Raw genomic sequence first — 14,792 nt, forward strand, 5'->3', positions numbered from 1 at the left:
ATAACAATAAAGATCGATATGGTGTTGATGCGATTTGTAGGATTTTACCGATCGCAGCTTCAACCTATTACCGGACTCTAGATCTCTGCGAAAATCCAGAACATCGAGCAAAGCGAGATTTACATGACTTGCATCATGCTGAGGAGATTAAACGAATTTGGAAGGAAAGTTCAGGTCGGTATGGTGTACGTAAAGTCTGGCAAAAACTGAAACGTGAAGGCTATATTATTGCACGCTGTACTGTTGCTCGATTAATGAAAAAGCTAGGTATACAAGGTGTTTGGCGAGGTAAGAACAAACAAACCACCCGTAGCCGAGATGACCAAAAACGAGCACCTGACTTGGTGAAACGGAATTTTAGAGCTGATCATCCTGACCAACTGTGGGTCAGTGACTTTACGTATATTCAAACAAATTCAGGCTGGGTCTATACCGCCTTTATTATTGATGTGTTCTCACGAGCAATTGTTGGCTGGAAAGTATCTACACGAATGAATACAGATATGGTGCTCGATGCATTAGAGCAAGCATTGCATGATCGAGGCATGCCAAAGAATGTGATTCATCATTCCGACAGAGGTGTGCAATATCTTTCCATTCGCTATACCAATCGTTTAGAAGCAGCAAATTTACGAGCATCAGTCGGTACGACTGGTGATTCATACGATAATGCTTTGGCTGAAACGGTGAATGGCTTATACAAAACAGAGGTGATTGAATATTTAAAAGCAGATTGGCAAGGTTTAGCAGATGTACAACTTGCGACACTAAACTGGGTAGATTGGTTCAATAAAAAGCGTGTACACAGTGCACTGGGTTATGTATCGCCTTTTGAGTTTGAAGCAATGTACTATGATAAGATTAACCCGTTAGGTCAGGTGGCCTAACTTAAATAAAAAAGTCTCCGACAAACCCGGTACGGTTCAAGAAGCAATACAGCAAGGTGTTGAGCTCTCTTCTTACTTGCTGCCTTTAAAAGGTCTACCATTCAGACAAGGTTTTCCTACTCATCAAATGGGACTCCCAGGTCCAGTCTATGACGCTTTACCAGATGGTTGGGGCATGATGTTGATGGATCGATATTTCAAAAAAATTGGCTTAAATTCAGCACGAATTGGACCTTTGGAGCGTCTGACCTATATTAGTAGTCACGCAATGGGTGCCCTCTCCTTTGAACCTTGTGTTGCTGACATGCAAACCTCAGAAAATATCCCTTTACAACAACTGGCCCAGGAAGTTCAAGAAGTACTCAAAGGTGAAGGTGGTGAATTTCTACAGCATTTATTGGTCATGGGTGGCTCCCCTCAAGGTGCCAGACCAAAAGCGTTGGTTTACCGAGATCCTGTCAATTTAGAGTTTTCGACTCAAGATTCTGATCAACATGAAGCCTGGCTGATTAAGTTTCCTGCTCAGCAAGAGCATCCTGAAGTCTGCGCCATTGAAGCCGTCTATGCAGAATGTTTGCGACTTTGTGCAATTGAGACTCCAGATACCCATTTCTTTAATTTGCCCAATGGTTTAACGGCTTTTGCTTCTAAACGATTCGATCGTCAAAATGGTATGCGGATTCCAATGCAGAGTTTGGCTGCATATACAGGAGCAGACTATAAAGTTCCAGGTAGCCTAGACTATCGCAATTTTCTCCGGGCAACCTTGATGTGTACGCAAGATGTACGAGAAAGATTGCATGCTTTTAAACGTGCTGTGTTTAATGTGCTTTTCAATAATCGGGATGACCATACTAAGAACTTTTCATTTCTCATGGAGAAAAATGGTCAATGGAAATTGGCTCCAGCCTATGATGTGACCTTCTGCGAGGGTCCAGGTGGTTATCATCAAATGGACATTATGGGAGAAGCGCTCAATATTTCCCGAAATGACATACATAAACTCGGTACTTCAGAAGCTAATCTGACTACTCTAGAAGTCGATGAGATCATCTTGACCATGCGTGAAATTGCACTTCAATTTAGTCAAATTGCGCAGCGCCTGTATCCCCATCAAATTCGAGAATCTACCCTACAGATGATTCAATCACGGATTCAACAGAATATTGATTTTTTAACTGAAACCTAAGCGTAAATATAAACTAAGCGCCAACCATCAACTGCAAATAGACTTTGATATAGTTAGTCGCTACATAATCTGTAGAACCTGTGAATTAGCTCTCTTTATAATCACGAATATTAGATGGATCACCGCTAAGATATATTCTGCAAACGTGAAATCACTACATCCAGATCGAAAATCACTAAGAAAAAACTGTCACCAAAAAAAGGTCTGCACTATGGATAGATGCAGACCAAACTCTGGATAACTACCAGCACGAGAAATATGTCGCAATTTTGCATAGACATGAATTTGATAAAATCAGCCCAGAAAGCCAGAAATTCATAAAAACTATTTCATCAATCCCCTATAACTTAATCACGTTCATGGTCGATCTTAAATCTTGTGAAAAGTACTCATGCTGACCTAGCCAAACTGTAAAACTCATGTATTCATAGCCTTTAAATGAATCTTTCAATCGGTATATTTAAGGTAAAAACTAGTAATCAGAAGTTATTATCACCCCCATATAAAACAAGGATCAACTTAAAAACAATAACTTAGTAAATTATTCTTCCATTTTTTTTATATTTAGTGTTATTACGAAACTACAGCTAGTTTGTGTTAGCTATTTTGTACACTAATCAAATAATTTTCAGTGGCAGAACACACCAAAGAAATTAGAAAATATTATATGAATTAATATATTGTTAGATAAAGTTAGGAGATGGACTTTTATTATTTATTTTTCTTACGTTCAGCCTTGCGCTGTTCACTCAATTTTTGATGCTCCTCTTCACTCAATTTAACCTTAGTTTGGTTAAATGGTTTACCCAGTGTTAAGTTATATTTTTCAGCACCTAAAACACGTTTTGCTTCTTTCAGAATTACATCACGAATAAAATCATTCAAAGACTCACCAACGAATCCGGCTGCTTCTTTTAGAACTTTCTCTTCCTCATAATACAAAGGTACAGATGCTAAACGTCCGTGCTCTTTACGAAAGCGTTTCTTCACATCTTGGGTGTGTGGAGTGAGAATAATCTTGTACATTAAATTACGTGTGTATTCGACTTCTTGACCATTAGCATCATCTACAGTCGCTTCAGGATTCTCTAAAATTTCCTCAAGATCATCACCAAAACCTAAAGATGGTTTACTCTTATTTTTAACCATTATAGGATCTCCACCAAGAAATCATTAAATTCATCTCTAGCCTTAGAGCTACCCATTTCCATTACAGACAAGCCTTGAATCGTTGCATCACGGAATTGTTTACGATCACGGATAATGGTGTTTAATAACTTGAATTTAGGAAGTGTTCCTAGCAGTTCGATTGAATCTGCAACTTCAGTAGATCTTGTATTTGATGGAGCTTTATTAACAACCAGATATGGTTGAAGCTTTTCATTGACCTTGTGATAGGTATTAAATAATTTCAATACAAATGGAAGGACTTCAACATCGGCTTGGCTTGGTTGTGTTGGAACAATTAACTTATCACTGACTTGAAGAGCAGATCTAAATTCTTCACTGTCACGCCCAGCTACGTCTAATAAAACATAGTCATATTTCTTTTGAAGATCTAAAAGGATCTTCTTTAAATCACCAGTATGGTATTCAGTATAAACAGGATTTTGAGTTCTACGCTTAGACCATTTAAGAGCTGACTGTTGATCATCAGCATCAACTAGGACTATAGACCCCTTCTTACTCAAGGCTACAGCAAGGTTTGTAGCCAGTGTTGTCTTACCTACTCCACCTTTACGATTGGCAATGGTAATTATCATTTCTTCTTCTACCTAAATAGATGTAACAATAGCTCTATTGTATAAAGGATTAATATAAGTCTACAAGAATAATATTTGTTTATTTTGTAACAGGTTATAGATGTGATGTGCCGCATTAAACTGGGGGTGATACAGATTCTAAAGCACTAAACTATACGGGTTGATATCTTTTTATATATCTGGTTTTAATATTAATTTATGGTACGTTTCAAACTGTAAGCATCCGGTGAACCACCGCTTTTTCTAGCTATTCAATACCGTCCATAGTTTCCATTATTAAAAGTGCTGCATTTGCCCCCAGTAAAAGAAGAACTGAACCGCCGCCAGCAATCAAGAGACTGTTGCTCACATTAGGATTCTACTGCAGCAGATGCTCTAGATAGCTTAGTCTTTTGAATATCAAATATTACTCTAGTATAATTAAATGATCTGTATTGATGAAATCAAGCGTTCTCCAGCCCATGGACATGCATGCGGATATGGATACTGCAATGGCATAGGTGATGAGAGCCTTTGGCTACATCAAACCACATTGCGCTTATCTATTCTGTAATAAGCATGGCCATCGCATGAAAGTCCTGGTGGTCTGGCTTTGTGCCAGACGATTGGAATAGGACAAGTTCCATTGAGCTTTATCCACCAGAGTGAAACTGTAGCACTCAGCCTAGAAAATTACAGGGCTGATCCAGGGTAAACCCTGACAGCGTATTGGACTGCAGCAGGTGATGAATATGCTTTCTATAGAGGAAATCTTAACAATGTCATGACTTAATTGAACTAAATCTACAATCTCTTGGATGTTCATTTAATAGCTGTATTGTTAGAGGTATTAAATGATGTAAAAACTTGTATTTAGTTATTCTAATTACAACATTTTAACTATTTTAAAAGCAGGCTTTGTATTTAATCTAGTATCTTTAACTTTATACCATTTTTCAATATCAGTAGCTTTTGCTTTGTCAGGTATATTAAGTTCATTATAAACATCTTGAATACGAACTTTTATATCTGAACGAAGAATAACTTCATCCTTTTTCAAATTAAGTAAAGTCGGAATTTCAGTTGCATTATCCTTCTGTGCATCTTGAATCTTTAATGCTCTTTCAATTGGTAACTTTCTATATTCAAATTTTCTAATCGTGTCGTGCGTCAAAACATCATAAGCAGTTTTGAAATAGTCATCCTTTGCATCAACCAATTTATAAATTTTAGAATTATCTGCATCTCTTGCTTCACAATATTCTTTCATCGTTTCATAAAAGCACTGGCTATGACCTGATAAAAATTTAGCTACACCTTCAGGTTTATGAGCGAATGCTTTATGTTTTGTTTCATCAGTCAGTAAAGCTCTAAATGAGGCAGAATATCCATCTTCATTAACTTCAGCACCTGCAACAACACGTACCACATAAGTTGCTTCTAGTGCTTCGTATGCCTGTAATTCAGCTTTCAATGCAACGTCTGAAACATACAGTTCACCTTTTTCATCTTTGAATGTGTACTTGTCATCTTCAGCAGCTTTTCTTAATTGTTCACGTCCTGCATCTGACATTTTACCTTCTTTGATATCATTCAAAACGTCTTCGCTGTCTTGGATACGTTTCTGAACTTCCTGCATCCATTCTTCTTTTGTACAACTTGCAGCTTCAGGTAGATTTCCAACTAATAGATTAATGTGTTCATTATATTTTGTGTTTCGAATACGACCACAAATTTGAGGTACAAGTACATGGAAATCTACTTTTGTAGCATCACGGAGTCCATTAATGATGATGTAGGTTTGTCCTTCTTCATCGAAGATGTCTGCACCTTCAAAAGCAGTTGAAGTATACAGATTGATCTTTGCAGGGGCTGAAGTGATGTCACTGATCTTTGCCCATTTCAAGCCAAGCTTACTATTAAATGTTTTTTGGTTTGAATTTGATTTTGAACATACAACTCTAATATCGTCAGGATTAAACAGATTCTTACCTGTTTCCTTATCAACTAAGGCTTTCAACTTACTTAGGATAGATGCAATTTCTGTCACTGAGTTATAGAAGATATGAGCATTGCCTTCAATTGTTCCCATCAAATAATCATAGCACAATCCAAACAAAGCATTGTTTACACCTACGCCATGTTCAATTTTTTGAAGGTTAAATTTAACCGGTCTAACATCACCCCACTCGATTGTACATAGTGGTAAATGTTCGAGTGCTGAAGGAAAATATTCACGTTTTGTTGGTGTCGCTGTTAAGAAAACGTACGAACCAAACTTGTTATAGTTTTGAAGTACATATTCACAAGTAGCTGCTTTGAAACTACCTAAATTCACAAGTGTATGTGCTTCATCAATCAGTAATTTAAATGCTTTTGGATTGAAGCCTGGTGTTGTTAGGAGTTTTGGTAATGAGTCAAAAGTACAAACAATTTTTCTAGAACTTGAAGTGTCTTTTAAATATTCTGTTATTTCTTCTCTCTCGGTATCACCATACACGCCAATTAAATCAACAATTCCTTGGTTGTCTGCTAATTTGGATTTAAGTAGGTTAATGTAAGGAACGAGAACTACATAATTTTTTGCATTACGGATAACTAATGTTGTACCACCACAACCTGTAATTTGTTTATTTACATAACAGTTGTCTGGAAAATCCTTAATTAGATTTGAAAGTTTTTCGGAGCTATCACTAGCTATAATTGTTATTGTATTTGCTTGAGCATCTTGCTCTATTTTTACTGCATTATTTATTACTAAATCTTGTAAATTCATTTATCGGATTACCTAAATAGGTCTTAATTTTTAGTGTCATTTATATGTTGTCAGGATATGAAGTAGTGAGGGATAATCCTCTATCCTATGTGATTAACAGTATCAAAATTATAAATCAATGTCAACACTTTATTTCACACAAGTCCATTGTTTACTCTTTTTAAGTATTTGATTGATAATATTTCAATATAAAAAAGTGTAAAATCAAACTATACACTTTTTTAAGCATACCCCCCTTATCTAAGATAGAAAAGTGTAAGGGTTTCTCTTGGACATAGCATTTTGTCTTGAGATCAACTAACGCACTCTGTTACTCTCATTCTATAGTAAACTGGTTCAGTCGTTTGTTTGCTCAAACTATTACTCGGTATATCAAAATGCTAGCGCATTTAGCTATACGCTCGCAAAGTTTCGAGCTAATAAGATTTGATTGATTAGATAATTATTTTACACTTTTTTTAGAAATGAAAATTAAATATACATTTACTATAAAAACAATTGTTTACAAGAAATACTTTACACTTTTTTTCCCACAGCCCTTTATATTATACAATAAATTGTGTAAGAGCTTAGGCAGTTATCAACAGTTATAAATTCAAAGAGTTCTTTTAAAATAGTAAAACATAGTCCTAAGACAAAAGCTTGTCTTGAGTTAGATATAAATATAATAGTAATCAATTAGTTAAAAATTTTTATCTTAAAAGAAGAATTATAAAAATTAATTAACATTCCTTCTAAAGCTCTGACGAGCCTTAGAACTCATTAACCATCTATAAAACTCTACCCTTTCTCATTTATATTCATGTTCTAAGGAACATAAAAAATCATTTATTAATTTTGTAGAAATAGAGGTAACAGTTTAAAAACATGTCTTTATTCTATTGGACTGAATAGCCACCAAAATTCTAGACACATATATCCATCTTGATCCTCTCTCGCTTTAACAACTGAAAGAAACTCTCGGTAACAGCATTATAATGGCAGTTTCCACGCCGACTCATACTGCTTTCAAGATTATGATGCTTGAGAAATGTCTGCCACCCATGGCTGGTGTATTGACTGCCTTGGTCAGAATGAATCAGGACTTTGTTCTTTGGGTTTCTTCGCCACAAAGCCATCAATAATGCATTTAAAAGCAGGTCTGTGGTGATTCTGGATTTCATCGACCAGCCAACCACAAGACGCGAAAATAAATCAATCACCACCGCAAGATATAACCAGCCTTCATGCGTACGGATATAAGTGATTTCAGTCACCCACAGTTGGTTGGGATGAATTGGATAAATTGTCGGTCTAAAGTGTTTGCAGCAACGACAGCGGTATTACCAGCATGAGATCTAGGTTTACGATAACCCCGCTATGATTTAAGACAATTAGCTTTCATCAACCGATAGACCTGATTGATCCCGTAACTCTCACCAACATCTTTCAAATCACAGTGAATCTTGCGATAGCCAGATTCTAGCCAGAATTACCCAAAGAGTTGTTGCCGTTTCTTGGCAGTTTTACTGGTTGGTTGCTTTAACCTTTAACCATGCGTAATAATCACTGTGATGAACATCCAGAGTTGAACATAAACAACGGATCGGCTATATTTGCTGATTGTCCTGAATAAAGGCGTACCTCATTTGGACTGGCTTGCGAAGTACACCGCGGCCTTTTTTAATATGTCCCTTCCAATACGGCTATTGATACAGCTATTAAAACAGCAAAAACAAACGATAAAATATAAGCAATCACCTACTCAAAAAGCTCAACAACCAAAAGCCGTGAGCCAATTTGATTGCATGCCTTTATAGACCCTACCTCGTCTATCAACATCTAGGACCAGAACAACAACTTTATTCTCCATGACTTGATATACCAATCCAAATTGATCAGTAATGTCCTGGAAGCAGCACAGATCCTTCCAAGCATCTCTTTCAATACAGCTATTGATACAGTTATCGAAACAACAAAACAAACGATAAAATATAAGCAATTACCTACTCAAAAAGCTCAACAACCAAAAGCCGTGAGCCAATTTGATTGCATGCCTTTATAGACCCTACCTCGTCTATCAACATATAGGACCAGAACAACAACTTTATTCTCCATGACTTGATATACCAATCCAAATTGATCAGTAATGTCCTGGAAGCAGCACAGATCCTTCCAAGCATCTCTTTTAATACAGCTATTGATACAGCTATTAAAAAAACAAAACAAACGATAAAATATAAGCAATCACCTACTCAAAAAGCTCAACAACCAAAAGCCGTGAGCTATAGAGGGCTTTGTTGCACAAACCTATTCATGACGGCTTATTCAGCAAAGCCAATATTTTGAGCGGTCAGATTCGCATACCATTGATAATCTACATAGCCTTTGTCAAAGACCACAATACTGCCAGAGGGAAACTGGAATTTTCGGCCTTGTACCATGTCATTTTCTTTACCATTTTCAACTGCAACAAACTCAGGAATATGATTGCTGTGATTCAATCCTATGCTGAGTTTCATGCTGGCTTTTGAATCATGAACTTTGGCCCATGCGCACAAGGAAAGCGACAGATCAATGTGACTGGCATCCAGGGAATACAGAGGATTCTTGAAGCGAAATTTATGGGCTACTTTTGATTTTTCACAGTATTGCAGTAATTGATGAAACATCTGTTTATACAAGGCAGCAGGTTGCTCCTCGTTGATTCGTGCCAGCGTGCTTCGGGGAATAGACTTTGCTCCGAGATGATTAAGCTTTTCCTGCTGGGACTCAAGATTGGATTGAATATCCCGTAGGCTTTGTCGGCAGGAAAGTTGGGACATTAACAGGGCAATAAACTGATCCCATCGAGAAGCAGATCTGAATTTCTGCCCAACATGATGTTGTTTAGCAAGCCGTTCAAAATCTTGTCGTAAGACTGGTTTAATTAACTGATGAAATACGGTATTCTGATGTGACAAAACCTGAATCCTGGTCGTTAAAGTGTTTGTTTGCACTCATATTTTAACTGTTCGGACTCAGGTTTTTTTATTTAAATCAAACTATGGGACAGCAGTGGCTTACAGCTCCCTTTTTTGTTGTGTAAACCCCAAATAGAAATGTCCGCTTGTAGAATCTGCGCTTTTGCTATTATCGAAGCGGACGGTTTATATCATCAATGCTGAAATTAAAAATCTAGATCATAATCACGATTTGGCTGCTTTTCAGGTTCATAAGTTTGCTCTAAGACATCGCTTTGAGGAGTCGGATTAGGCTTTTTCACCTCGTGGATATGGCTCTTTATGTTCTCAAAACTCTCTAAACACGATTGATATGACGCTCTTTGATGTTTCAAATGGTCATTTTGAGGCTCTAAAATAATTTCACATTTCAGATAGTTAAGCATGCGTTGGTCGTTTTTGATGATCTCCTCGATTTTGTCATAGTCCCATGTATTGATCATTCTGCTTGCTTGGCTGATGTATTTCTCCAAGTTTTGAGCTTTTTTCTGCACACAACCAATCAATTGCAATAGATTATTATCGTTGTATGCTTGCTGTTGTTGGGCTGAAAGTTGTTTGTGATCAGCAACGTAACCAGGGTAATAAGCGTCAATTCTCAAGTCACGGAAATCTGTAGCCGGCTTTGGCTTGGGTCGAATTTTAGCGACTAGGGGTTCTAGTTGTTCAAGTTGTTGATTAAGGTCATTAATCGTTCTACAGTTTCCCCAAGCGTATTGATCTGCTTGCTTTGCATCTCCAAGTCTGTGTAAAAGTCGGTGGGTAGCTGCAATTGCAAGATGGTTGAGAGTGCTGTCTCCAGGTCTGTCTGCTGTGTGTCTAGCGTCTGTTGAATGGATTTTAATTCGATCTTTACCAGGTCGCTGACAATGCTGTTTAAATCCAGTTGATTTAATGCTGTCGTTAATTGCATTTGTAACTGGGTTCTCAAGTTTTCTTGAAATGCTTGCTGTAATTGCTCCGAAAATTCGCCCTGCTCGAGCTTTGAAAGTTCTACTTTCATAGCCAAAATCAAGGCTTGTTGAGCTTCTTTCTCTGAGTTCAAGTTGTTGATTTTGTCCTTTAAACTCTGCTCTACTTCGCTGTAAGTGGTCAAAATATTCTTTAATGAACTGACCTGTTGACTCAAGGCTTCGTTTTGTTCTGCTAACAAGCTGTTTTGTTGACTCAACAAGGCGTTTTGCTCTGTCAAAAATTGGTCGATCTCGGTCTGCATAACTTATCTCCGTATGCTGTTTAGGTAATTGAGTTGGCTCTGAATTGTTTGTGAATTCTGTTGAATCATTTCTTTTTGTGCTTGGATGGTTTTTAGGTTTGTACTGAACTGATAGATCGTATAAAAACTGATTAAAATCATCAGCCCCCCAAAAACTGTACTCGCCCATGTCATGTATTTGGCTTTTTGAGAGTTTAATAGCGACTGAATTCCGGTCTCTATTAGCTCGCTTTGGCTCTCTTCTATCGCCTGCTTCACTTGGGCCTGGACTTGGGCTTGGATGCTCTTCTGATCTATCGAAATGCTGCCAATTGCTTTGTTGATTTCGGTCTGCAGCGATTCGATTGAGACTGAAAGCCGTTGGAGTTTCGATATATCTGTATTCGATATCTGCTCGTGGATTGCTTTTAACGCTACTAGATAGTCCATTGTTGCTTCTTGCAGCACTTGTGGTGATAGATTCCCCACCTCGGTCAAAATCGAGCTTAGATTGGATTCTATGGATCTTGTCGTACTCTCTATCCCGTTTAAAAGGGTGGTACTGTTCATGATAGGCAGCTCGCTTTGCTCGATAAGTTTCTCGAAGTTGATCAGCGTCTGTGAGAGCAGCTGCAAGCTCACGATCAGTTGGTTTATTTGATTCTGCCTCTCGAAGGCGCTCTGCATAAGCTCCAAGTTCGAATTTTTCATCGTAAAACGCCCCTTTTAGTCGGTGTTTGTCATTGTTGTTTAGGCGATGAGATCAAGATGCGAGAGCAGCGTAGTGTCACGCAAGGTAAAAAGCTCATGGAGATGCTGAGCTCTGCGATCAAGGGCTATCAGAACAAGGTACTGACTGCAGCCGAAGTGATTGATGAGCTCATCAAGTTGGCTAAGGCAATCCAAGAGTCAGACAAAATGGCAGAGGAACTCAACCTGACTGAATATGAATATGCGTTCTATTCAGCAGTTGCAGACAATGACAGTGCTAGAGAGTTGATGCAAAAAGAGATCCTGCGCGAACTCGCTGTTGTGCTGACTGAGTCTATTCGTAAGAACGTAACCTTGGATTGGACCATCAAAGAAGCTGCCAGGGCGAAGCTGAGAGTCATTGTGAAGCGTCTACTCAAGAAGTATGGCTATCCACCTGATATGGCTTTATTGGCTACTGAGACTGTGCTTGAACAGGCTGAGCAATTAGCAGAAGAGCTCTCTGCTGCTTAATTTTTTGCAATCAAATTACAACTATTAAAAAACTAGATTAGTTGTTTTAAACAACTAATCTAGTTGTACATCACATCTCAAGACCTAACTCTTTGAGGACACTAGAATACTTTCTGACAACCTCGGGATCTTGTAGTTCAATCAGGAGCCTTTTCTCTAGATCAGCATAGCTTTCCCCTACTGCAGCTTTTTGGCTTGCAAATGGATCATGGTGAGCTAGCTTGTTTGCAAAGAATTGAATCTGCTTGTCTGTTAGCTTCTTAGCTTTGCTGTGCGTGACTTCCTTAGGTTGTTGCTTAGTTATGAACGTAAATGAGAAACCACCGATCATACGTCCAGTTTTATGTTGCTCCATAATGGGATTATTAGATTTGCACTGAAGAAGTTAAAGGAAGAATGAAACTAAATAGAAACCAATTTGAAACTAATTTAGTTGTAAATTGGTTTTAATATACAGGCTGTACTAGATTAATCTAGTACAGCCTGTATAAAAATTAATGGCTAATGATATCGAGAATTTTTTTCCATAAAATCTCAACGACTTCTTCCTGACTTATATCATGCAGGTAAACTTCCGAAATTTCTTGTTGAAGCCACTGCTCTAATTTCTCTTGATGTGAAGAGTGACTTGAATATCCATTCAATCCAAAGTAAGTGATCATCTTATTTGATGAATTTCCAGAATCGTAACTCATAAAATCATACAGCTTCTGTAAAACAGATTTAATGACCTCTTTCTGAAAACTCTTCCGGATTTTTTCCTCTCGGTACATCAAGTCTAAGTTATTGTGGGTTAAATACACATTTGGCATAAATTTATCCTTGTAAAGTAAAGGATCACAAGAACTAGAAACAATGAGGATATAGATAACTTTACTTTCGATATCTACTATGAAAAAATCCCTACGCTAACCTACCAAGTGGCGTAGTTTATTGCCTCATATTCTTATGATCGTAATAAATGGGAAAAAGAGTTTTTAAAGCTCTTTTTTTTAAACAATTTTTTTGGTAACCAAACTGGTTACCAAAAAAATTAACTTGTTTTATGAAGGTTGTCAATCATATAATCCATACAAATAGCTATTTTTTTTTGAGACACTTCAATGGATGAGTTTGTTGCATTCCCTTCTTTTGGCTATTTCTTTGAAAATAGCGACACGGGTATTTCTGATAAAGATTTTGAAAAAATAAAATATGAAATCAATGACTTTGATATCATTGTTGGGAATGAAATAAACTCTTTACATAGACTTGTTTCGCAATCCAAAGAGTTTGATCTGATTGTTATAAAACCAGAGATCGATTTTTTTCTTTTTGTGGGGCTCTTTAAAAACAAAGATTCTGTACTTAAACATTACCGTCAATATTTTGAATTATTGAGACAATTACTTACTGATAACGGTAGTCTATATGTACATGTTTCCAATCTTCACCTAATGAGTGAATTCCAAGTAATATTAGATAAAGTTTTTGGTGAAGCTAGGTGTGTGAATCAAATTTTACTAAAAACCCATAATTCTTCATTTAAAGCATCAAAAGGTTTTACTAAAACCGCTCATGAGGTAATTCTTTTTTATACCAAAACAGATAACTTTATTTGGAATGATCTGGTCCAGACAATCACAGATGATAATTTAGCTAAAAAGTTTCCTCATGTGGATGCACTGGGGCAATTTAGACTCATGCCTTTACATGTTCCTGGTGTACGAAAACATGGTGAAACTGGTAGACAATGGAGGGATATGAATCCACCCGAAGGTAAGCACTGGCGTTTTTCTCCAGAAAAAATGGATGAACTTGATCAACAGGGCCTTATTCATTGGTCAAGAACAGGTAATCCACGTTTAAAGGATTATGTTAAAAGTGATACCGGTGTTAGATATACAGATTATTGGGACTTAGCATCAGCAAAAAATTCAACATACCAAATTAAAAATCTGCAGAAAGCCTATGAGGTTATTATTAAATCCAGTACCAATGAAGACTCTTTAATATTGGATGCTTTCAGCTTTGATAGCGTCTGTTTGAATGCGGCAAATAACTTAAATAGAAAATGGATTGCAGTAACACCTAATATAGAGTCCTTTTTATTTACATTACGTTATTTGGAAAAAGACTTTTGCTCGAAAAATTTGGCAAGGGCTATTACAACTCCAGAATTTATCTCCAATGAGTTCGCTAATCCTAGCCCTGTGTATAAGGTACAAAATAAAAATTTCGGACATTTAAGTCTTTTAAATAACCTTAGATTCATCTTAAATAATTAAATTTGTGGAAAAAACTTTAAGCTGCTGAACAGCTCAAGCTATAGCTAAATTCTAAAAAGATCAGCACATAAAAATGCCTGTAAAATCCATTTTTATAGGGTTTTAGGTGTGCTGATAAATTCAGTATTTAGCTATATCTTCTTATGAACATAGTTTGATTTTTACTGTCATATTGTCCTATAGCCTAACGGAACAAAATAAAGTCTTAAAAAGCAACTCAAAAACCGTATTTATAGACTTAATATTTAATTTCGGTACAATATGTATTTAATTATCTAAACTCTAACGGTACAGAATGCCTAATCAGGTCGGATATATTCGAGTCAGTTCAACTGAACAAAATACTGAACGTCAATTAGATGGAATCAGCCTGGATAAGACCTTTACTGAAAAGGCAAGCGGTGGTAGCCGTGAACGTCCTCAGTTAAATGCAATGCTCGACTATCTGCGTGAAGGTGATACGGTGCATGTTCATAGTATTGATCGTCTGGCACGTAATACAAATGATCTGAACGAAATTGTGAATAGTCT

9 protein-coding genes and 4 pseudogenes are annotated in these 14,792 nt (G+C 37.0%); 5 read left to right on the top strand and 8 right to left on the bottom strand.

Going from position 1 to position 14,792, the window contains the following annotated elements:
- Positions 1–887 (top strand): IS3 family transposase (locus GVV58_RS14335; RefSeq protein WP_159516815.1); only part of this gene is annotated, 887 nt, incomplete at its 5' end.
- A gap of 40 nt (positions 888–927) precedes the next feature.
- Positions 928–2,076, top strand: a pseudogene (locus GVV58_RS14340) (HipA domain-containing protein); the annotation flags it as partial.
- Between the two features lie 711 nt (positions 2,077–2,787).
- Here the strand turns inward: GVV58_RS14340 and GVV58_RS14345 are convergent.
- From GVV58_RS14345 to GVV58_RS14370, 6 genes and pseudogenes are all read right to left on the bottom strand, one after another.
- Positions 2,788–3,225: a hypothetical protein gene (locus tag GVV58_RS14345; RefSeq protein WP_100355857.1), complete on the bottom strand. Its 438-nt coding sequence runs from the start codon at positions 3,223–3,225 to the stop codon at positions 2,788–2,790.
- Positions 3,225–3,839 (bottom strand): AAA family ATPase, encoded by a 615-nt coding sequence (locus tag GVV58_RS14350; RefSeq protein WP_100355858.1) that lies wholly within the window; start codon positions 3,837–3,839, stop codon positions 3,225–3,227. Before GVV58_RS14350 ends, GVV58_RS14345 begins: the two co-directional genes overlap by 1 nt.
- A gap of 865 nt (positions 3,840–4,704) precedes the next feature.
- Positions 4,705–6,594, bottom strand: coding sequence for a DEAD/DEAH box helicase family protein (locus tag GVV58_RS14355; protein ID WP_100355859.1), 1,890 nt, complete (start codon positions 6,592–6,594; stop codon positions 4,705–4,707).
- Between the two features lie 923 nt (positions 6,595–7,517).
- Positions 7,518–8,261: pseudogene (locus GVV58_RS15700) on the bottom strand (IS3 family transposase); the annotation flags it as partial.
- 645 nt (positions 8,262–8,906) lie between these two features.
- Positions 8,907–9,536, bottom strand: a pseudogene (locus GVV58_RS14365) (IS4 family transposase); the annotation flags it as partial.
- Between the two features lie 1,258 nt (positions 9,537–10,794).
- On the bottom strand, positions 10,795–11,481 hold the full coding sequence (locus tag GVV58_RS14370) for a hypothetical protein (protein WP_100355863.1): 687 nt from the start codon (positions 11,479–11,481) through the stop codon (positions 10,795–10,797).
- On the opposite strand from GVV58_RS14370, the gene GVV58_RS14375 reads away from it, so the two are divergent.
- Positions 11,428–11,994 carry a type I restriction enzyme endonuclease domain-containing protein gene (locus GVV58_RS14375; protein WP_228267741.1) on the top strand — a complete coding sequence of 189 codons (567 nt, stop codon included), beginning with the start codon at positions 11,428–11,430 and terminating at the stop codon, positions 11,992–11,994. The genes GVV58_RS14370 and GVV58_RS14375 overlap by 54 nt on opposite strands.
- Positions 11,995–12,064: 70 nt before the next feature.
- On the opposite strand, the pseudogene GVV58_RS14380 reads toward GVV58_RS14375, so the two are convergent.
- Positions 12,065–12,346, bottom strand: a pseudogene (locus GVV58_RS14380) (RepB family plasmid replication initiator protein); the annotation flags it as partial.
- A 142-nt stretch (positions 12,347–12,488) separates the two neighbouring features.
- On the bottom strand, positions 12,489–12,806 hold the full coding sequence (locus GVV58_RS14385; protein WP_100355864.1) for a hypothetical protein: 318 nt from the start codon (positions 12,804–12,806) through the stop codon (positions 12,489–12,491).
- A gap of 291 nt (positions 12,807–13,097) precedes the next feature.
- On the opposite strand from GVV58_RS14385, the gene GVV58_RS14390 reads away from it, so the two are divergent.
- Positions 13,098–14,261 carry a DNA methyltransferase gene (locus GVV58_RS14390; RefSeq protein ID WP_100355865.1) on the top strand — a complete coding sequence of 388 codons (1,164 nt, stop codon included), beginning with the start codon at positions 13,098–13,100 and terminating at the stop codon, positions 14,259–14,261.
- A gap of 295 nt (positions 14,262–14,556) precedes the next feature.
- The coding region (locus tag GVV58_RS14395) for a recombinase family protein (protein ID WP_159516816.1) at positions 14,557–14,792 on the top strand (236 nt) is incomplete at its 3' end.

The sequence above is a fragment of the Acinetobacter sp. 18QD2AZ41W genome (assembly GCF_009829025.1).
Classification (GTDB): domain Bacteria; phylum Pseudomonadota; class Gammaproteobacteria; order Pseudomonadales; family Moraxellaceae; genus Acinetobacter; species Acinetobacter pseudolwoffii.